The 19578-nt window shown below is 37.1% G+C and carries 20 protein-coding genes and 1 tRNA gene; 10 read left to right on the forward strand and 11 right to left on the reverse strand.

The annotated features are described in order from the left end of the window. Window positions 1–149 precede the first annotated feature (149 nt). The 7 genes from G7Y57_RS14715 to G7Y57_RS14745 all read right to left on the reverse strand — a co-directional run bounded on the left by G7Y57_RS14715 (window position 150) and on the right by G7Y57_RS14745 (window position 6592). A tRNA-Gly gene (locus G7Y57_RS14715) sits at window positions 150–222 on the reverse strand. 114 nt (window positions 223–336) lie between these two features. Then, a complete protein-coding gene (locus tag G7Y57_RS14720) occupies window positions 337–819 on the reverse strand; it encodes a hypothetical protein (RefSeq protein WP_165025779.1) in 483 nt (160 codons plus the stop codon). Window positions 820–895: 76 nt separating this feature from the next. Then, a complete protein-coding gene (gene queG, locus G7Y57_RS14725; protein WP_165025782.1) occupies window positions 896–1816 on the reverse strand; it encodes a tRNA epoxyqueuosine(34) reductase QueG in 921 nt (306 codons plus the stop codon). Further along, window positions 1813–2388, reverse strand: a complete 576-nt coding sequence (locus G7Y57_RS14730) for a hypothetical protein (RefSeq protein ID WP_165025784.1) — start codon at window positions 2386–2388, stop codon at window positions 1813–1815. The genes queG and G7Y57_RS14730 overlap by 4 nt, the downstream gene beginning before the upstream one ends. A 14-nt stretch (window positions 2389–2402) precedes the next feature. Further along, window positions 2403–3308: a glycosyltransferase gene (locus tag G7Y57_RS14735; protein WP_165025787.1), complete on the reverse strand. Its 906-nt coding sequence runs from the start codon at window positions 3306–3308 to the stop codon at window positions 2403–2405. After that, window positions 3308–5902, reverse strand: coding sequence for a YfhO family protein (locus tag G7Y57_RS14740; RefSeq protein ID WP_165025789.1), 2595 nt, complete (start codon window positions 5900–5902; stop codon window positions 3308–3310). Before G7Y57_RS14740 ends, G7Y57_RS14735 begins: the two co-directional genes overlap by 1 nt. A 30-nt stretch (window positions 5903–5932) precedes the next feature. Then, window positions 5933–6592 (reverse strand): HAD family hydrolase, encoded by a 660-nt coding sequence (locus tag G7Y57_RS14745; RefSeq protein ID WP_165025791.1) that lies wholly within the window; start codon window positions 6590–6592, stop codon window positions 5933–5935. Between the two features lie 173 nt (window positions 6593–6765). Between G7Y57_RS14745 and G7Y57_RS14750 the strand changes: the two genes are divergently transcribed. The 3 genes from G7Y57_RS14750 (at window position 6766) to G7Y57_RS14760 (ending at window position 9212) form a co-directional block, all read left to right on the forward strand. Further along, complete coding sequence (locus G7Y57_RS14750) at window positions 6766–7365, forward strand: nitroreductase family protein (RefSeq protein ID WP_165025794.1); 600 nt, start codon at window positions 6766–6768, stop codon at window positions 7363–7365. A gap of 220 nt (window positions 7366–7585) precedes the next feature. Continuing rightward, entirely contained in the window at window positions 7586–8359 is a 774-nt protein-coding gene (locus tag G7Y57_RS14755; RefSeq protein ID WP_165025796.1) for a LiaF transmembrane domain-containing protein, read from the forward strand. A gap of 16 nt (window positions 8360–8375) precedes the next feature. Next, a complete protein-coding gene (locus G7Y57_RS14760) occupies window positions 8376–9212 on the forward strand; it encodes a LytR/AlgR family response regulator transcription factor (RefSeq protein ID WP_165025799.1) in 837 nt (278 codons plus the stop codon). 54 nt (window positions 9213–9266) lie between these two features. On the opposite strand, the gene G7Y57_RS14765 is transcribed toward G7Y57_RS14760, so the two are convergent. The 3 genes from G7Y57_RS14765 to G7Y57_RS14775 all read right to left on the reverse strand — a co-directional run bounded on the left by G7Y57_RS14765 (window position 9267) and on the right by G7Y57_RS14775 (window position 13436). Further along, window positions 9267–10805 (reverse strand): hypothetical protein, encoded by a 1539-nt coding sequence (locus G7Y57_RS14765; protein ID WP_165025801.1) that lies wholly within the window; start codon window positions 10803–10805, stop codon window positions 9267–9269. Window positions 10806–10969: 164 nt separating this feature from the next. Beyond that, window positions 10970–13012: a methionine--tRNA ligase gene (gene metG, locus G7Y57_RS14770; RefSeq protein WP_165025823.1), complete on the reverse strand. Its 2043-nt coding sequence runs from the start codon at window positions 13010–13012 to the stop codon at window positions 10970–10972. Window positions 13013–13130: 118 nt separating this feature from the next. Next, window positions 13131–13436: a MerR family transcriptional regulator gene (locus G7Y57_RS14775; protein WP_165025826.1), complete on the reverse strand. Its 306-nt coding sequence runs from the start codon at window positions 13434–13436 to the stop codon at window positions 13131–13133. 118 nt (window positions 13437–13554) lie between these two features. Between G7Y57_RS14775 and G7Y57_RS14780 the strand changes: the two genes are divergently transcribed. The 7 genes from G7Y57_RS14780 (at window position 13555) to G7Y57_RS14810 (ending at window position 19011) form a co-directional block, all read left to right on the forward strand. Continuing rightward, entirely contained in the window at window positions 13555–13845 is a 291-nt protein-coding gene (locus G7Y57_RS14780; RefSeq protein WP_165025829.1) for a putative quinol monooxygenase, read from the forward strand. A gap of 63 nt (window positions 13846–13908) precedes the next feature. Then, window positions 13909–14676, forward strand: a complete 768-nt coding sequence (locus tag G7Y57_RS14785) for an SDR family NAD(P)-dependent oxidoreductase (RefSeq protein WP_255491477.1) — start codon at window positions 13909–13911, stop codon at window positions 14674–14676. A gap of 10 nt (window positions 14677–14686) precedes the next feature. Beyond that, window positions 14687–15172, forward strand: a complete 486-nt coding sequence (locus G7Y57_RS14790) for a nuclear transport factor 2 family protein (protein ID WP_165025832.1) — start codon at window positions 14687–14689, stop codon at window positions 15170–15172. 202 nt (window positions 15173–15374) lie between these two features. Then, a complete protein-coding gene (gene serS / locus G7Y57_RS14795; protein WP_165025835.1) occupies window positions 15375–16646 on the forward strand; it encodes a serine--tRNA ligase in 1272 nt (423 codons plus the stop codon). Window positions 16647–16746: 100 nt separating this feature from the next. Continuing rightward, entirely contained in the window at window positions 16747–17265 is a 519-nt protein-coding gene (locus G7Y57_RS14800) for an SPOR domain-containing protein (RefSeq protein WP_165025838.1), read from the forward strand. Window positions 17266–17414: 149 nt separating this feature from the next. Beyond that, window positions 17415–18242 (forward strand): hypothetical protein, encoded by an 828-nt coding sequence (locus tag G7Y57_RS14805; protein ID WP_165025841.1) that lies wholly within the window; start codon window positions 17415–17417, stop codon window positions 18240–18242. A gap of 10 nt (window positions 18243–18252) precedes the next feature. Beyond that, window positions 18253–19011, forward strand: a complete 759-nt coding sequence (locus tag G7Y57_RS14810; RefSeq protein WP_165025844.1) for an MBL fold metallo-hydrolase — start codon at window positions 18253–18255, stop codon at window positions 19009–19011. On the opposite strand, the gene G7Y57_RS14815 is transcribed toward G7Y57_RS14810, so the two are convergent. Then, the gene (locus G7Y57_RS14815; protein ID WP_165025846.1) at window positions 19012–19578 is read right to left on the reverse strand and encodes a flavin reductase family protein; all 567 of its coding nucleotides are present in this window, start codon (window positions 19576–19578) and stop codon (window positions 19012–19014) included.

Consider the following 19578-nt stretch of genomic DNA (forward strand, 5'->3'; position numbering starts at 1 on the left):
AAAACAGGTACCGATTTAGTACCTATTTCTTGTCTGCCGTTGGCTTTTTGTAGTCTTTAAATTGGAATAGATATTAAAAAAATAGCTTCCAATCTATTGATTTGGAAGCTATTATCTATATATTTCTTTCTGATGTCTCTCAGAGACAGAGCGAAAGACGGGACTCGAACCCGCGACCCCGACCTTGGCAAGGTCGTGCTCTACCAACTGAGCTACTTTCGCAAGATGTGATGCTTGGGAATCTTTTATTGGACTAACACTTTAGTCTTAATTCCTGTTTAGCGAGTGCAAATGTAGAAAATGTTTTTGCTTTCTGCAAAGTTTAAGCAACTAATTTTAACGGGTGATGTAAAAAATACTTGGTTCTAACTGTGAATACCTAGTTTGATAGCGCTTGAGACCATGTTTTGATGGACCGGAGATCTTTCGACCTGAACCATCCAAAATATAATATACACTTTCGCATTTGGCACACTTCGCTGTTCCATCGCTTTGTGCTTTTACAATTACATTTTTTTGTACCTCATTAGGGCAACAAAGATCATAAGCATATAATCCATATATGCTACCTGTGATTGAAGTAGTGCTACAAATAACGAGAAGTCCAGAAAACCCGATACTTTCACCTTTTAGTATTGACGTGGATTCAGTATATGACACCGTGTTTAATGGTGTCACTAGGTTATGATCACGCGGGCTGATCAAATTAATCTTAAGGTTTACAGGCCAATCAGGGATAGGGTTTTCCTCTTCCTCTTTTCCACAAGCCAGAAAGGTGACGCAAACGCATATAATAAATGCACGAAATAATATTTTCATTATTCTTTTGATATAAATAGAGACTATAAAGTTAGTAAATAAACGTTATCGGATAATAGAATATTATTGTAAGTCTTTATTTTAACGCTTCTATGTTTCTTTTCAATCCGCTATATTTTGCTCGTTTTACGGCAGAGCCTTTAAATATCTGTTGGTAATTTTCTACAGACAGGTTGTCTAATTTGTCGAAATCCAAGTCCATAAAGGCCTCTGATGGCTTGAATGCAGATGTATTGTGTGGGCGGGCATATTTGTTCCATGGACAAACTTGCTGACAGATGTCGCAACCGTAAAAACGATTATTAAGAAGTGGTTTTATTGTTTCGTCAATCTCTCCCTTATTTTCTATTGTCTGATAAGAAATACACCGATTGGCATTTATCACTTTTGGTTTTACGATCGCTTTTGTAGGACAAGCATCTATACAACGAGTGCAATTTCCACAAGAGAGCGAAAGCGGATTGTCGTAGTCCAATTCAGTGTTTATAATCAGTTCTCCTAAAAAAAAGAAAGAGCCTTTCTTCGGAATGATCAGTAATGAGTTTTTGCCGATGAATCCAATTCCTGCTTTAGCAGCCCAGTAGCGTTCCAAAATAGGAGCAGTGTCGCAGAATAAACGTCCTTCGAGTGTAGGGATGAGTGTTTTGATATAATCGAAAAGCTGTTGTAGCTTTTCTTTCATTACCACATGATAATCTTTGCCATAAGCATAATAAGCAAATTGCGGAGCTTCGGGCGATTGCTTTACATCCGGATAATAATTGAGAGCTAAACTGATAATAGAGTGGGAGCCTTCTACTAATAATGTAGGATCGCATCGTTTATCGAAATGATCAGCCATATAATCCATATCGGCATTATATGATTTATCTAACCAATCTCTAACATGCAGTTTCTCCTCCTCAATACTTCCGGCTTTACAAAAACCGCAAGCATCGAAACCAAGATTATAGGCATAATCTTTTATTCGTCGGGAAAGAGAAACCTCCGCTGTCATTTTAAGTATTTACTAACCCTGTTTATCTTGAAATAATCATGTATAGACGGATCGACATATATTTCTTCTTTGGTCTGCTTATTGGTGAAGATAACAAAATCATGGTTTTTAAAATACGACTTTTTTGCTTTCGTCGTCAATTCACTACCGAACAAATACAGCTTACCTTTAACAGGCTTAGCATCCCAATCGTCCATCTTGTACTTGTCGAGCAGATAGTTCCCTACAGCCGCTGCAAATGCTGCATACCCTTCGCAATTGGCTTCGCCTGTCGGGAATAGCTTCTTTGGATCCTTTTCTTTCGATTCAAGAGAGAAACTAAGGGTATTGCTCGTTATAGCTAATGATAGATCTACTATTGCCTCTATATTTGTTAGTTTCTCATCCGGAAGATATTCATCTATATACGCAGCCAGCTTGTCATCTTTCACCTTATAGGTTTTACGACCGCCTGCATCTTTATATTCCATTGTTGTTTGATAGATGCAGCTTCTACAAAATATAACAACTATAAGTAAAACCAGAAGGCCAAGACCAAATCTTGTTAAATTCTTTTTTAATCCTTTATTCATAGGTAAATTCTTTTTTATTTTCCGAGTAGTCCTTTACTAACGTTCCATCTGAATTGTATTAATTTCCATCCTTTCGATGGTGATAGTGCTAGCGTATAGCCAAGACAGAGAACGATTGATGCTGACCATTTTATCATTTCTGAGTATAGGCGTTTTCTGTATGTTTTTTCTGAAATGGATTTAGTGCGAATCCGTTCGCTCTTTCCTATCGAGTAGGTGAGTCGATGGAAAAAATAATTCGTCAGTTTACTATCGGGTATATGATGGTATATGGGGATATCGGGGAAGTAATAACAATCTATATTGTTTTCTATCAAGCGCAGGAACATATCTTTGTCTTCTGCTCCTAATAGTGATGATCCTTTGCGTCCCAATTGGGTATTAAAGTCGCCGAAAAGAGTGAACAATTCTTTTTTTATAATTGCATGCCCCGTTCCTGGATAGTCTTTGCCCCCAAGCGTCTTCACCTCTGATCCTTTGTTGTAATAACCGGTAATAAGACGCATGGTATAGTGCGACAGCCATTTAGGTTTTTCTGTTTCATAAACAGGAACGACAGATGTTGCACATAATCTGGCATCCGGATATTGTGTGAGGTACGAATCGAGTTTTTCCAGATAAAAATTATCAATAGTCTCGTCATCATCTATAAATACGATGAATTCACCTTTAGCCTCTTTTATACCTCTGTTTCGTGCAAAGGAAATGCCTTGTTCTGTTTCCAGAATATATCGTAACTGCACTTGGCTATACTGCTCGATATATGCTCGGCATATATCAGCAGTTTTGTCAGGGCTATTGTTATCGATTACAATAATTTCGAAATTATCGTTTGCAAAAGTTTGCCGGCAGACCGAATCTAAACTTGCTCCGATATACTTCTCCCTATTATATGTGCAAATAACAATTGAGAATCTCATCAGACAACACTATCTTTTCTCTCTTTTCTGAAAAAGAGAGTACCAAGACCAATCAACAGCAAAAGAACCAGAATACCGCTACTAGCGGTGGCTATCATACGTGAGTTGTTATAACCTTTTGGTTCAAATTTGAATTCTATTTCGTGTTCTCCCGCTGGTATTCGCATAGCTCTAAGAGTCCAGTCGGCACGGAAGTGCGACGTTGGTGTACCATCAATATAAGCTTGCCATCCATTGGCGTAATATATTTCAGACAAAACGGCTAATTGTTCACGGCTCGTTTTCGTTTTATATTTCAGATAATTCGGTTTGTATTCAGTCAACTCCATTGTCGCCGTAGAATCAACTTTGAGAGTCAGTCCTGTAAGTTCACTCTCGAATCTTTTATCTACAATAGCTGTTTGATGCGGATTCATATCATTAATTGCTGCAATCTCTTCATCCGCATTGTTTACCAACTTGTATTCGGAAACAAACCACGCATTACCCAAAGCGTATGGATTAACAACCGGAGGAAGTTCAGGATGATAAATCACGTATTTAGCGTTCAATAGATTAAGAGCTGTTGTGACACCAAGTAAAGGCGATACACTATCTTGTATAGTTACAGCGATGTTTAGAGGATTAACCTCTTTGCCATCTTGTTGAGCAGCATTTAAATTTTCTATTTCTTTATTTAATTGATTGTTCGCTTTATTTTGAAGAAATGCTACTTCTTGTTGCAGACGGTTGTCGATCAATTCTTGATAACGTTTTAGTTTTGCAGCATGATAACCCCCTATAGATTTGTGGTAGTAAGATGTCGCTGTTTCCTGAAATGGATTATTTAGATTTAATACCCTGTATGAAGGATGTGTATCTTGCAAAATAGCTTTGTCAGCAACTGTCTCTTTAAATGCAGATGCTTGATATTCTGTTTTTTGTACAAAATTGTCGTTGTTCAGATAACGTTTGTCTACAGACCAAAGGTCGATTAATACTAGTACGGCTATACCAAATGTAGCAAGTGCGGCAATAAGTTGCTTACTCGTTTTCGAACGAAGACCTATCCATAGTATAGCTGCTGATAATATAATAAATATTAGGGAGCGTAAAGCATCAGATGATAGTAATTCTTTACGATCGAGTATCAGTGCATTGTAGTACCAATCCGGCATTTGAGATTTCCAAGCAGCATCCGATTCGGAAACAAAATTGAAGAAGAAACCCGGTGCAACCCAGAAAAATAAGGCCAGTCCGCCAACTATTCCGGCTGATGTGTATAGCGCCCTTGTCAGTTTCTTTCTATCTATTTCGCTAGTCAGAAATTCATGTATACCCCATACAGCGACCATAATCATAGTCAGTGCAGGAATGACCAGAGCCATCGAAACGGTTCTGAATTTGTTGTACATAGGGAAATGGTAGAAGAAGAAATCATTAAACCATTCGAAATTTCGACCCCACGAAAGGAATATAAAGAATATGGTTGCTGCAAATAAAACCCATTTCATTCGGTCTTGAATCACAATCATTCCCAAAACAAAAAGGAAACATATAATAGCCCCGAAATATACAGGTCCTTGTGTAAATGGTTGGTCGCCCCAATAAGTATATGATTGTACTCCTTTAGGAGTTACTTGCGATCCATATCCTTGTTTTACCAATTCTTTATATAGATTCGACGATTTATCTAATGTGCCACCCGAAACACCACCATGTATATCGGGAATCATTAAAGAGAAAGTTTCGGCTTTACCATAGCTCCATGCAAAAGCATAATCTTTATCCAATCCCGAAGATTGTTTTTCGGATGTTGTAGGAGTCGAAAGTTCCGATTTTCCACGTGTACTTTCTTTCGACATTTCATAATTGGAGTATATATTACCCATATTACAGAATGCAGCCATAACAACAGCGATAGCCAGAATTGCCGTAGCCTTGAATATACCTTTTATCTCTTTTGCTTTTATAAAATCAATAATAAGACCAATATATATAAATACACAAAGCAATGCTGTATAGTATGTTATCTGTAAGTGATTGTTTTTAATTTGCAATGCCAATCCTAAAGCCATAAGCAATCCTCCGAGTAGATACTTTCGTTTAAACAACACCATCATACCTGCTATGATCAGCGGCATATAAGCGATAGCCCAGGCTTTGGTAACGTGTCCTGCTTCGAGGATGACAATATTGTAAGATGACAGAGAATAAGCAATCGCACCCAATGCTGCAGTAACGGGTTTGAGACCCATAAGCGAAAATAAGAGGTAAGCCATCAGCATACCTGCAAATACCGCACCGGCATTGCTGCCCAGAGCTTTGAATGGTTTTTCCACATAATCGAGAAAATTGGGACTACCTCCCCACACACCTATCTGATAAGCGGGCATACCCGAAAACATGGCTCCTGTCCAAGCCGAACTTTCGCCTTCTTGGTTGTAGTATTCTCTCAATTCCTGCGAACCTCCGGTATATTGCTTCACATCTCCTTGCGGAAGTATTTTTCCTCCCAATTGAGGGCTGAAATAGATCAGTGTAATTGCCAGAAACACTATAATAGCAGCGATATGCGACAGGACTTTGATTAGTGGTATTTCCTTATTAGTCATCTTATATTTTATTATATTATATTCTACTTTTTATATTGTGAATAGTTTTCTATCTACTTCATCGAAATTCTTGATTATTTGATAGTCTGCCCAATTGTTATAGTTATCATCATTCGAATTAACTACAATGATATTTCCGGCTTTGGCATTTTTTGCTGATTGCAATCCCGCAATAGCGTCTTCGAAAACAATCACGTCTTCGGGTTTTTTATCGATAACAGACATTGCTATCTGGTATATCTCCGGATCGGGTTTACCTTTTATCTCCCCGTTATTATATACTACTTTATCATAGTCGAACCAGTTGGATATAGTTAGATGTTCGAAAAAGAAATCGAGGTTTTCTTTTCCCGATGCAGTAGCAATAGTATAAGGAATATTGTTGTTTTTGAGAAAATCCAGAAAGTTTTCTACTCCCGGTGCGAGAGCCAAATCGGTTTGCAGGCAAAGTTCTTGATAGAGGCCTTCTTTTTCGTTGATGAATTGTTTAATCTCTTCTTCGGTCAGTGGACGCTGAAACAAAGAGATGAATATATCCCTGTTGTTTTTACCGTGAATCAGGCGAAAAAACTCGTCATCGGAAAACCGCAGATCATACTTTTTCAGGAATATGTTCCATGCTTTGTTATGCAACGGTGTGTCCCAAAACAGTGTTCCATTAAAATCGAATATAACTCCGGAATAGGTCATATATAATTAAACTTTGAGTACAAATGTACAAAATACTTGGATATAAATTCATTCGGTTTATACGAACTGCGTATATTTACATTTTTTAATTTAACAAATGAAGAACTTTTTTCGAACCGGAAGCGTTAAATATACATGTGTGTAAACATAGACTAATATAAAAACTAATTGTTATGACTAGAAATTTTAAGGAAGCGATTAAACATCGTAGAACGTATTATTCATTGAGTAATAAAAGTACTCTTACAGACAAAGAATTAAAAGAACTTATTGAGTTTGCAGTACTAAACATTCCATCATCTTTCAATTCACAATCTACGCGTATTGTTCTTCTTTTAGGAGAAAATCATGCGAAGTTGTGGAACATTACAAAAGAAATATTAAGGAAAAAAGTGTCTGCTGAAGCTTTTCCTGCAACGAAATCAAAAATAGACGGTTGTTTTGCAGCCGGCTACGGAACAGTTCTTTATTTCGAAGATCAGGAAGTTGTGGAAGGTTTACAGAAAGGTTTTCCTTCATATAGCGACAAATTCCCTCAGTGGTCTGATCATACATCGGCTATGCATCAGTTAGCTATATGGACAATGCTCGAAGATGCCGGAATGGCTGCTTCATTGCAACATTACAATCCATTGATTGATGAAGAAGTTGCGAAGACATGGAAACTTAGCCCTAAATGGAGGCTGATTGCTCAAATGCCATTCGGCGTACCTGCAGGTGAGCCGGGTGAGAAAGAGTTTTCACCATTAGATAAACGAGTGCTGGTTTTCTAAAATAAAAGAAATAGATAAAATGAAAGGAGATTGTTGGATAAACAATCTCCTTTTTTGTGTTGTCTGTAATAATCTTTTTTGAAAAATGGTCGTACATACGCTGTGTCTCCTGCTTTCGTCGATAATTTAATGTGTTTTGTCGATTTATAGTATGTCTATACTCTACTCGATTATATCTTTGTGTCAAATGAAATGAATAACAATTTAAAATGAATAGATTATGAATGCAAATTTAAAAAAGAGTAGACCAGCAGGAATGGGCTGGGCGGTATTACTCATATGTGCAGGCGCTGTCTTTTTACTATTAAATCTGGGAATTATACCGGCTATATATAAACCGATACTTATATCGTGGCAAATGCTTTTAATAGCGTTGGGATTATGGTCTCTTATCCAAAGGCATTATCTGGGGGGGATATTATTGATTGTTGTAGGAGGTATATTTATTTATCCCCAACTCTATACTATTTTCCCTGATTATTTTTTAGATATAGATATTAGTTTTAAAACTTATTGGCCTGTATTGCTAATCGTTGTCGGTTTATTTATTGTATTTGGCAAGAATAAGTTCTGTAAGCAACTAACCGTATCCGGTAGCTGTTGCAGTAATAAATCATATACCGGCGATTCTGGTTCCGCAACGCAAAAAGGAGCAGACTATCTGGAAAAGAACATAATGTTTGGTAGTGCCGAACAAATTGTGCTGTCTCCCAACTTTAAAGGAGGTGAAGCAAACGTTATGTTTGGTGAGTTGATTCTAGATCTTCGGAAAGCAAAGTTAGCTGACGGATCAACTAATCTGGAGGTTAATATTCTGTTTGGTTCGGCCATCCTGTATGTTCCTTCCGATTGGGTGGTCGATGTGCAGAATAGTACTGTATTTGGTGGATTTCAAGACAATCGTAATGTAAAAGACGGTGAAGATATGCAAGGGAATCCACATCTGATAATTAGAGGGGGTTGTATGTTTGGTAGCGGAGAAATAAGAAATTAATTTACCTGCAAAGAAAATGGAAAACAAACGTATAATAGCCATTTATCTTATCGGTGTATTACTGATTGCAGCTATTATTTACTTAATTACACGACCTTTGATGTCATCGGCTTCCGAATCGATGCTGATTACAGATGCAATCATGTGTGGAGTATTATTGGCTGGAGTATTGACATTGTTGAAAATTATAGTAAAATATAGCAATTTATCTTCACTTTATCTTTATCAGAAATTGACTGTTTATATAGCTTTGGCTGTATTATTTGTACTTTGTTGGTTCGGAATTGAGTTTCTTCTGTTATATCTTATCTTTCCCACAGACGATTGGTTATTATTCTCTCCATCTGTTCCAGTGCGGATTCTGGTTGGTGTTTTGACGTATGGTTTTGCAATTCAGTTGTATTTGTCTTTCTACAAGAAAGAAAGGCAAGCGGTTGAAGATAATTATCAGGGAAACAATTTGGCTGAAGAGTCGGACTCAGCATTAATCAGTGAGAATGAAAGTAATCAGTCAGAGAAATTGCAGGAGCGTATCGCTGTTAAGAATGGACAGAAAATAGATGTGATAATGGTTTCCGAAATAGTCTATTTGCAGGCAGAAGGCGACTATGTGATGATACATTCGGTAAAAGGTAAGTATTTAAAAGAGCAAACAATGAAGTCCTTCGAAGAATTTTTACCTTCTTCCCAATTTGTCCGTGTACACCGGTCAAGCATAGTTAATGTCGATTTTATTGCGCAGATAGAACTCTATGACAAGCAAAATCAATTGTTGAAAATGCAGAATGGGGCACAGGTAAAAGTCAGTATAAGCGGATACCGAATTTTAAAGAAAACCCTTGGGTTGAAATAATAATACAATACTCGTTAAGAAAAAAGCACAAATATTTAATTTGTGCTTTTATTATTATCTCTTCCGATATAAATAGTAAGTTGAAAATTCATCTCCAAATACTATCCTTTTATTTACGAAAGTGTCCATGAGTATATAATTCTCTTTGAACGCCTGAAGGTTTCGGAAATGTTGATAGTTGAACGAAAAGTTGTCGACTACTATAAAGTCTACTTCTTTGTTTTCTATATATTTAGTTTGTTCGTCACGCATTTGCGGATACATATTGTAATATATATTGGGCGTGAGAAAATACTTCACATTGGGTGTGATATTACATATAGTAAAAATACTATTTCCATATCCGGAACCAAGATTAAGCAGTGTCGGATTTTTCTCTGTTTCTATTATTCTAGAGAACTGAAATTCAGGACTGTTCGGGTCTATTTGACGGGTTATTTCATATCCTCCTAAGCCGAAAAAGTTCTTGCTGCTAATTCCTACTAGAAGTGCGAGTGTGGCAAATAGGCAAAGTAATTTACCGGAATAGCTGATATATACATATCTCTTTATAAATAATGATATTGAAATTAATCCGGGAATAATGAATATATAAAATGATAGGGGATAATAGAAATGAAAAGTACGTGGAGTGAATAATATAAAGAATAATGACAGCGCACAGAGTATCATTGACACTTTGCCGATTTTATTCTTGATGTGTTTTATTGGAAAATAAAGCGCTCCAATAGACATAATAATAAATCCTACAATGTCGTTACGGAAAAAAGAGTAAGTTCTCATGAATGTATGGTTCATAGTATCAGATGCTGATAGCGGACTGCCATACTTCATATTCAATAGTATGTATACATTGAACGCTTCGGTCAATGCATTATTTATATATAGATATAAGCAGATTGGTACAGCAATCACAAATACACCAAGTATAAATGAAAGTATATTGTGCAGCAGATTCTTATATTCTTTATGTATTAATATGCAGATCAATATACCTAGGATGGGGAACACCCAAAATATAACCAAATTAAGCTTAATGAAGAATACCATCGAGAACAGTATTCCATGCAAAAACATATACTTAGGATTATGAACTGTTGTATTTTCATCCATGAAAAAGCGGTAAAAGAAATATAGGCTGACAACAGACATAATGAGGATAAACTCTTCGGCAGACCCTCCTGTATGGGTATATTTGATTAAGAATGCAGGGACTATAAGTGAAATAATAAACGAAAACTCTCTTTGAAGGTATATTCTGGCTGTAAGAAATATTGTGTATATAAGAATCAGCCATCCTATCAACTCGATAATGAAAACCCCTAAGAAAGTGCTATTCGATATAAGATAACCAATCCCATAAATAATAAATATAAGTGGTCCTTTGTGGTCAAAAGATTCGGTATATAAGGTTCTTCCTTCCATCGCTGCTTTACCAATGTTGAAATAGACATTTATGTCAGACCATTCGTTGATAGGATACAGTGGTGACATCTTTGAGGTAAAGAATAAAAAAAAGAAAGTAAATATAGATAGTATGATGATGTACTTCTTATCAGAGGCAAGCTCTTGGAAAATAGTCTTCTCTTTCATTGGAATGTGTATTTACTTTTTGAATTATATGAACGGACTATCATAATAAACAAAATTTGTTTGTGTAAAGTTTATGGTGTTTCCTTTATTAAGTAGTAGAAGCGCATAAAAGTGATATGCCAATTACTCTCATATTTGTATATTGGCATATCATGATATTTTTATTAGCCTATTTGGCTGCCCGGATTCACTATTGAGGAAGGTTGGATCAGCGATAAACTTCCATCTGCATTCTCGGCAGAAAGGAGCATTCCTTGCGATTCTATTCCTTTCAGTTTCCGCGGCTCTAGATTAGCAATAAAGCATACTTGTTTCCCTATCAGATCTTCGGGTTTGTACCATGCTGCAATGCCCGATATAATAGTGCGTTTTGCCATGCCGTCGTCTATCAGGAATTGAAGTAGCTTATCTGTTTTAGGTACTTTAGTACATTCAAGTATAGTTCCTACTCGGAGATCAAGTTTACCAAAATCGTCGAAAGCTACATTTGTTTTTTGAGGAGCAACCTTTATTTCGGCTTGTTCTTCATTTGCTTTCTTCGTGTCAAGAAGTTTCTGTACTTGTTTTTCAATTGTTTCGTCTTCTATCTTCGCAAATAGTAATTCCGACGGATTCAATTGATGTCCTACGGGTAACAAGTCAGTTCTTCCCAACTGATTCCATGTAAGGTTGTCCATATTTATAAATTGACGGATTTTCTTTACGCTGAATGGTAAGAATGGTTCGAACGCAATCGACAGATTAGCTGTTATTTGTAACGATATATTCATGATTGTAGCTACACGATCCATATCTGTTTTAGCAATCTTCCAAGGTTCTGTGTCTGCCAGATATTTGTTTCCGATACGAGCCAGATTCATAGCCTCTTTCTGCGCATCACGAAAACGATATATATCGAGTAACGATTCTACTTTACTTTTCGCATCGGCAAACTCAGCAAGGGTTTCTTTATCGTAAGCAGTCAACTCGTTTAGTTGAGGAACTTTATTGTCGAAATATTTTTGAGTCAATACCAGCGCACGGTTCACAAAATTACCAAATATAGCTACCAGTTCGTTGTTATTACGAGCTTGGAAGTCTTTCCAAGTGAAGTCGTTATCTTTAGTTTCGGGTGCGTTGGCTGTCAACACATAACGAAGTATATCCTGTTGCCCAGGAAAATCTTCAAGATATTCGTGCAACCATACAGCCCAGTTGCGTGAGGTAGATATCTTATCACCTTCCAGATTCAGGAATTCATTTGCAGGAACATTTTCCGGCAATATGTAAGAACCTTCGGCTTTAAGCATGGCAGGAAATACAATACAATGAAACACGATATTGTCTTTACCTATGAAGTGAAGCAATTTAGTATCTTCATCTTTCCACCATTTCTCCCAGCTGTCGGGCAATAATTCTTTTGTGTTCGATATATAACCGATTGGTGCATCGAACCAGACATAAAGCACTTTACCTTCCGCATTCGGTAGGGGGATAGGCACGCCCCAGTCTAAGTCACGGCTTACGGCACGGGGCTGTAAACCCATGTCGAGCCACGATTTACATTGTCCGTATACATTGCTTTTCCACTCCTTATGATCTTCCAGTATCCATTGGCGCAACCATCCTTCATGTTTGTCAAGCGGTAGATACCAGTGTTTGGTTTCACGCATGACAGGCGTAGAGCCGGATATAGTAGAATGAGGATTTTTCAGGTCTGTAGGGCTTAGAGAAGTTCCGCACGATTCGCATTGGTCTCCGTAAGCATTCGGATTACCACAGTGCGGACATTCGCCCATAATATAGCGGTCGGCAAGAAACATCTGGGCCTCTTCGTCGTAATACTGCTCATTTGTTTTTTCTTCGAACTCGCCTTTATTATAGAGTTCGAGAAAGAAATCGGAAGCTGTTTTTTTGTGTACATCCGAGCTTGTGCGTGAATATATATCGAAGGTGATACCAAAATCCTCGAACGATTTCTTGATAATGCCATGATACTTGTCAACGATATCCTGCGGTGTAACGCCTTCTTTCTTAGCACGTATAGTAATAGGAACACCATGTTCATCCGACCCTCCGATGAAAAGTACTTCTTCGCCTTTCAATCTCAGATAGCGTACATAAATATCCGCAGGGATATACACTCCGGCCATATGACCGATATGTACAGGGCCATTTGCATAAGGCAACGCCGATGTGACAAGGGTTCTATTGAATTTTTTAGTCATATAAATGATTCTCTTTATATTTCGATTTTTAGGTGAAATTCATTTTGGAAAACAAAGATAGAAACTAAAGTAATAAATAGCACAGATGTTTATTAGTTTTTACCTGATTGTTTCAAACTTATTTGCGTAACTTCTTTAAAGTTTCTTCGATCATTTCTAATCTGTTCTTGACTTTTTCGGCAGCTGCGTCCAAGGTGTAGCCTTCATCTAATAGTTCTTTTATCAATAGCATTTTTTTGATATTAGGATAATCATATCGCCTATTCTTCCCTTCTTCTTCGGTTAGGCTTGTGATGATTCCTTTTTCTTCCCAATAGCGGATTTGGCGTGTAGGAATACCTGTTATCAAGGATACCTCGCCAATACCAACCATTAGCTTATCAAGAAATTCCATATCGGAATATAGTCTATTAATGTCGCTCATTTTGAAAGTAATTTACAATTATTGTTGCAAATGTAACAAAAATTATTTTACTTTGCAATTGTAAATTATTTACAATTGTTGTATTTAATGTAAATTTAAAGAAATTAATCGACAAAAAATGAAAAGTCAAAAAGTAGAATCAACAGTAATTCTGAGATGTAAAAAAGGTAAAACAGCAGAATTTAAAAATGCTGTAATTAAATTGGTAAAAGAAACAGAAAAGGAACTTGGTTGTGAGTTATTCAGAATATTTGAAAACAAAGATAACAGCGAAGAGTTTGTTCTGTGGGAAATATTTAAAAACGAAGAAGCGCTGGAAGCACATATGCAGGCTGCTCACACGAAAGAATGTTTTGCATTGGGTTTATTCGAACCTATCTCTTTTATCCATCATATTGAAGTGAAATAATAAAAACTTTACAACCTCCATTCTTAAACAAATAGAGGTTGTAAGTCTAAAATTGATATTAAAATGCTAAAAAACAAAAATGCTGTAATAACGGGAGGTAGTGATGGTATAGGACTAGCTATCGCTAAAGAATTTGCAAAAAATGGAGCCAATGTGTGTCTGATTGGACGTGATGAGAATAAGCTGATTGCTGCGAAAAAGGAGCTCGATCTATTGGGTTCAGAAGTATTCTTTATAAAAGCAGATTTATCTGAACTATCGCAAATAGAAAGTGTGTCGAAGCACATTCTGAAGCTTTTTCCAAAGCTCGATGTTTTAGTGAATAATGCTGGAATCGGAAGATTTATACCTTTTACTGAAATGAATTTGAGCGATTTAGATATGCATATCGATTTGAATGTGAGAGCTCCTTATATGTTGACTAAACATTTGTTTGCATCACTAAGCGAGAATAAAGGAAATGTGATTAATATCTCGTCCTATTTCTCTCATCGTATGCTCCCGGGCAGGAGTACCACAGCTTATTCATTGACAAAAGGAGCTATCGATTCCTTTACTAAGGCATTAGCTTTTGAAGCAGGGGCAAAAGGTGTGAGAGTAAATGGTATAGCCCCCGGAAGTATTGATACGCCACAGTTACGTTACAATCTGACAAAGCTAAACTCGAACGAATTAAAAGAATTTGAAGATTTAATACAAACTATTTATCCTTTAGGTAGGATAGGGCAGCCCGAAGATGTTGCACAAATGGCTGTATTTTTGGCTTCAGATAGAGCAAATTGGATAACCGGAGCTATATATTCGGTGGATGGTGGATTAACAACAAATTGAAAAAGAGGATATGAGAAAGTTTCTATATACAACTATTATTTTATTCGTATTTATATTGGCTTCGTCTCAACAAGCTAAAAGTAATAATCCTAAAACAAAAGATAAAATGGAAGAACAAAAAATCGAGAAATTACTGGAAGAAAAATATATTAATGCTGTTGCTAATGAGTTGAATACAGATAAGATGCTGGAGTTGTTTCATCCCGATTTTGCTATTTTTTCAGCTGACGGAAATAATCTGGCTAAATTTCCACTTCTCGAATGGAAAAAGGTTATAGATGATTATAAAGTGGATAATAAAGGTAATGCTGATTTGCGCAATCTGACACATGAGTTCGTATTTATAGATATAACCGGAACGGCAGCTATCGCAAAAGTGCAGTTGTATAGGAGAGGGGAATTGATAGCAACGGATTATATTTCTTTATTGAAATTTAATAATGATTGGAAGATTGTAGCAAAAGTACCGTATGCCCACATCGAAAAACCTTTTTGAGAGCATAGCATCATTAGTTGAAACTAGTATAATATATAGAAAAAGGTTGCTAATGAAAGCAACCTTTTTTCTATAAATATCAATTAATCGAATACTATAGAGATGTACAGTACAGAATAAAATGATTTTTGAAACATGTTTCTTAAAATATTTATAACTTTGTACACATAAAATATTCACTTTGTCACTTAAATAAATAATAATGCTGACTCTTAAGACAATAAGCGAAAATCCGCAAGAGGTAATCAAACGATTAGCGAAGAAGCACTTCGATGCAAAAGAAATAGTTGCTCGGGTATTAGAAATAGATCAAATCAGACGTCAGAGTCAGACAACACTAGATGCTTCGCAATCCGAATTGAATACCTTGTCGAAGCAGATCGGCATGCTGATGAAAGACGGCAAAAAAGAAGAGGCAGAGGCTGCTAAAAACAGAGTAGCCGAAATAAAAGCAGAGAATAAAGTAATAGAAGACGCTTTACGTCAGGCTGAAATAGACCTGCAAGAGTTGCTGTATCTTATTCCCAATCTTCCTGCTGACGAAGTGCCCGAAGGTAGAACACCCGAAGAGAATGTTGTTGAAAAAACGGGTGGTACTATCCCTACATTAGATAAAGATGCTGTTCCTCATTGGGACTTAGCGAAAAAGTACGATTTGATAGACTTCGAATTAGGAGTGAAAATTGCAGGTGCAGGCTTCCCTGTATATAAAGGAAAAGGTGCTCGTTTACAACGTGCCCTTATTAATTTCTTCCTCGATAAAGCGCGTGACGCAGGTTATATGGAGGTGCAACCACCGTATGTAGTTAATGCCGCTTCGGGTTATGGAACAGGTAATTTGCCCGACAAAGAAGGGCAAATGTATCATGCTACGGTAGACGACCTATATTTGATCCCTACGGCAGAAATACCTGTAACTAATATATACCGAGATGTGATTCTCGAAGAAAGAGACCTGCCTATCAAAAATACCGCCTATTCGGCATGTTTCCGTCGCGAAGCCGGTTCGTATGGTAAAGATGTACGAGGATTGAATCGCCTACATCAGTTCGATAAAGTAGAGATTGTACGTATCGACAAACCCGAAAATTCGTACCAATCGCTCAAAGAAATGGTCGATTATGTGCAATCATTGGTCGAAGACTTAGAACTACCTTGGCGTATCCTTCGCCTCTGTGGAGGTGATATGAGTTTTACATCGGCTCTTACATTCGATTTTGAGGTTTATTCTGCCGCACAGGAACGTTGGTTAGAGGTCAGCTCTGTATCCAATTTCGAAAGTTTTCAGGCCAATCGCTTGAAATGTCGCTATCGTGATGCTGATAAGAAAATGCAACTGGTACATACATTAAATGGTAGTGCACTGGCACTTCCTCGCATTGTAGCCGCATTGTTGGAGAATAATCAGACGCCCGAAGGTATTCGTATTCCGAAAGCTTTGGTTCCTTATACAGGATTTGAATTTATTAATTAAAGTGAAAAGCGAACGTTTTTGCTTCCGTAGCTGTTATATATAAAGGTAATATACTATATTTGTGTTAAATAAAATAACTTAGGATAATTAAAAATTACTTATGAATAAGAAATTAATTGGAATCGGATTGGCTATAGTTTGCCTCGTTTCATTTGGCTCTTGTAAACCAAAACAAAGTGCATACAAATCGGTGTATGAAGCTGCTAAAGAAAGAGAAGTAGAGGAAAATACACCTGCTACTGTAACTACGCCTGCAACTACAACTCCTACGTATCCAACTTCATCTGAGTCGGTTCGTAAAGAAAAAATCACTCCTGTATATGATGCTGATGCATCTGGATTAAAAGCTTATAGCGTAGTAATTGCGGCTATGGGTATGAAACCAAACGCAGAATCGTTGAAACAAAGAATAGAAAACGATGGTTATAAAGTTATCCTTGCTCAAAACGAACAAGGTATGTATCGCGTTATTATTGCCAGCTTCGATTCTAAAGATCAGGCTTCTGCAAGAAAAAGCGAGATTTTAGCAGAGTATGCTGCTAAAGGCGATGCAACGACATTGAAAAGTAAATATGGTATTCCTTTCAATGATTGGTGGATTTTGCAACGTGAATACTAAGAATCCAAATTAGTAATATAATATATAAGAGGAGTCTAGATGTAGGCTCCTCTTGTATTTTGTCTGGGTATGATGTGCAATATTCAGACTGCTTTTTATATCTTTGTCGTATATATTTCTATAATATTAAAAACTTTACTATCACGCGTATGAGGACTTTAAGCTACACAACTTTATTTTTATTATTTATAACAATCTTTACTTCTTGTAAAACAGATAGTTCTGGTGGATATCGAACGTTTTATACAACTGCCAATAAGGAGTATGCCGCGGCAATATCCATTGGTCAGGCACGCGTTGCAGAAGAAGCAGAACTACTTAGAAAAGAAAATGAGAGGATAGAGCGAAAGGAAAGAAAAGAGGCTAAGAAAAAACAGAAAGATGAATCTGTTCAACAAAATAGTGTAGTATCGGCGGTATCTACAGATCCTTTGCCTGTTGTTACAGATAAAGTGGGCGCAGGGTCGGTACAAACAGTTCGAGGAGGTCTGTCTCAACAATCAGCGCAATTCGAGGAGTCGTCTGTTTCACCTGTTTCATCGGTGCCGATGACAGAAATTAGAACAGGAGAATCAAAGTCAGAGACAAAATCAGAGACGAAATCGAAAGAACCTGTTGTATTGGATAAAACGAAGGCAGATGGGGATAAGGTGGTGTTTAGAAAAGCAAAGATTACAGCAGAAGAGGGCTATGAAGGCCAATTGAAAAAGTATAGCGTTGTTATTGCTTCTTTATCTAAAAAAGAAGGAGTTGAACGACTCAAGTTGGCATTTGAAGAAGCAGATGAACCAGTTGTTATCGCCAAAAATAATAAAGGAATTTATTATTTTATATTGGGTAGCTATGATGAGAAAAATGATGCAGTGGAAAAGAGAACTGAAGTCAGAGAGAAATATGTAAATCGTTACTCTAGGGCAGAGCTTCTAAAACAATATGCTATTCCATTTTCAGATGTATGGATAGCAGTGAATGAATGAAATTTAAAATATGAAGGTTAAGTTTTTAGGTACAGGAACATCGACAGGCAATCCCGAAATCGGTTGCCGATGCGAAGTTTGTACCTCTAATGATAAAAGAGACAGACGCTTGAGGGCGTCTGTTTTAATTGTAGTAGATGATAAAAGAATTTTGATAGACTGTGGTCCCGATTTCAGGGAGCAGATATTAGGTGAGGAGTTTACAAAAATTCATGGTGTGCTTATTACTCACGAGCATTACGATCATGTGGGTGGATTAGACGATCTTCGTCCGTATTGTAAGCTTGGTGATATTGAGATTTATTCGAACAGGATAGCGTTAGATTCTCTTCGTACTAGAATTCCATACTGCTTTAATAATCATCCTTATCCCGGTATCCCTGTGTTGCATCTCAATGAAGTGGCGTCTGATAAGCCTTTTTTAATAGAAGGTGTAGAAGTCCTTCCTATAAACATTATACACTATAAGCTTCCTATCTATGGTTATCGCATACAGGATTTTGCTTACCTCACAGATGTGAAACACATTCCTGAAGAAGAATATGATAAATTGAAGAATCTGGAAGTGCTCGTTATCGATGCCTTGCGGATAAAAGAGCATCTATCTCACGAAAATTTGGAACAAGCGCTGGAAAATATTCGTCGTATAGCTCCCCAAAAGGCATATCTGATCCATATGAGCCATCAAATAGGATTGCATGCCGAAGTGCAAAAGGATTTACCCGAAAATGTATTCTTGTCTTACGATGGATTGGAACTGGAATTCTGATTATTTTTTTTTCTTGACAGACCAGCCGAAACCTCCTAGTTTGTTTCCTAACTCGTAATACTGACCATGTGAATAGGCAATTGGTTTTGCCTCCTCCAAACTGAATTTACCTGTCTCGGGGTTGATATATTTTTCGTCTGCTTTCACATTTACAACATCGGCAATAAACATGTCGTGCGATCCCAAGCTCATTATTTCTCTCACCCTGCATTCTATGTTTAAAGGGGATTCTTCTATTGTGGGTGCTTGCACTATACTTGCTTTTCCTGCAGTGAGACCCATTTCGTCGAACTTATTATAATCTTTGCCCGATTTCACCCCACACCAATCGGTGGCAAAGGCTAAATCTTCGGTCGTGATATTAATAATAAATTCCATATTCTTTTTGATAATATCGTAAGAATAGCGTTCGGGGCGAACAGATATATAGCACATAGGAGGATTGGTACAAATAGTTCCAAGCCAGCTCAGTGTTATTATATTATATTCCTCTGGAGTATTTCCGCAACTAATCATTGCAGCAGGGAGAGGATATATCAGAGTTCCCGGTTTCCAGTCTTGTTTCAT

Source organism: Dysgonomonas sp. ZJ279, from assembly GCF_011039205.1.
Lineage (GTDB): Bacteria > Bacteroidota > Bacteroidia > Bacteroidales > Dysgonomonadaceae > Dysgonomonas.

Bases quoted from the DNA above. Each gene is read 5' to 3' on its own strand.
- G7Y57_RS14720 (WP_165025779.1), bottom strand. From the start codon at position 819: ATGAAAATATTATTTCGTGCATTTATTATATGCGTTTGCGTCACCTTT.
- queG (WP_165025782.1), bottom strand. From the start codon at position 1,816: ATGACAGCGGAGGTTTCTCTTTCCCGACGAATAAAAGATTATGCCTAT.
- G7Y57_RS14730 (WP_165025784.1), bottom strand. From the start codon at position 2,388: ATGAATAAAGGATTAAAAAAGAATTTAACAAGATTTGGTCTTGGCCTT.
- G7Y57_RS14735 (WP_165025787.1), bottom strand. From the start codon at position 3,308: ATGAGATTCTCAATTGTTATTTGCACATATAATAGGGAGAAGTATATC.
- G7Y57_RS14740 (WP_165025789.1), bottom strand. From the start codon at position 5,902: ATGACTAATAAGGAAATACCACTAATCAAAGTCCTGTCGCATATCGCT.
- G7Y57_RS14745 (WP_165025791.1), bottom strand. From the start codon at position 6,592: ATGACCTATTCCGGAGTTATATTCGATTTTAATGGAACACTGTTTTGG.
- G7Y57_RS14750 (WP_165025794.1), top strand. From the start codon at position 6,766: ATGACTAGAAATTTTAAGGAAGCGATTAAACATCGTAGAACGTATTAT.
- G7Y57_RS14755 (WP_165025796.1), top strand. From the start codon at position 7,586: ATGAATGCAAATTTAAAAAAGAGTAGACCAGCAGGAATGGGCTGGGCG.
- G7Y57_RS14760 (WP_165025799.1), top strand. From the start codon at position 8,376: ATGGAAAACAAACGTATAATAGCCATTTATCTTATCGGTGTATTACTG.
- G7Y57_RS14765 (WP_165025801.1), bottom strand. From the start codon at position 10,805: ATGAAAGAGAAGACTATTTTCCAAGAGCTTGCCTCTGATAAGAAGTAC.
- metG (WP_165025823.1), bottom strand. From the start codon at position 13,012: ATGACTAAAAAATTCAATAGAACCCTTGTCACATCGGCGTTGCCTTAT.
- G7Y57_RS14775 (WP_165025826.1), bottom strand. From the start codon at position 13,436: ATGAGCGACATTAATAGACTATATTCCGATATGGAATTTCTTGATAAG.
- G7Y57_RS14780 (WP_165025829.1), top strand. From the start codon at position 13,555: ATGAAAAGTCAAAAAGTAGAATCAACAGTAATTCTGAGATGTAAAAAA.
- G7Y57_RS14785 (WP_255491477.1), top strand. From the start codon at position 13,909: ATGCTAAAAAACAAAAATGCTGTAATAACGGGAGGTAGTGATGGTATA.
- G7Y57_RS14790 (WP_165025832.1), top strand. From the start codon at position 14,687: ATGAGAAAGTTTCTATATACAACTATTATTTTATTCGTATTTATATTG.
- serS (WP_165025835.1), top strand. From the start codon at position 15,375: ATGCTGACTCTTAAGACAATAAGCGAAAATCCGCAAGAGGTAATCAAA.
- G7Y57_RS14800 (WP_165025838.1), top strand. From the start codon at position 16,747: ATGAATAAGAAATTAATTGGAATCGGATTGGCTATAGTTTGCCTCGTT.
- G7Y57_RS14805 (WP_165025841.1), top strand. From the start codon at position 17,415: ATGAGGACTTTAAGCTACACAACTTTATTTTTATTATTTATAACAATC.
- G7Y57_RS14810 (WP_165025844.1), top strand. From the start codon at position 18,253: ATGAAGGTTAAGTTTTTAGGTACAGGAACATCGACAGGCAATCCCGAA.
- G7Y57_RS14815 (WP_165025846.1), bottom strand. From the start codon at position 19,578: ATGAAACAAGACTGGAAACCGGGAACTCTGATATATCCTCTCCCTGCT.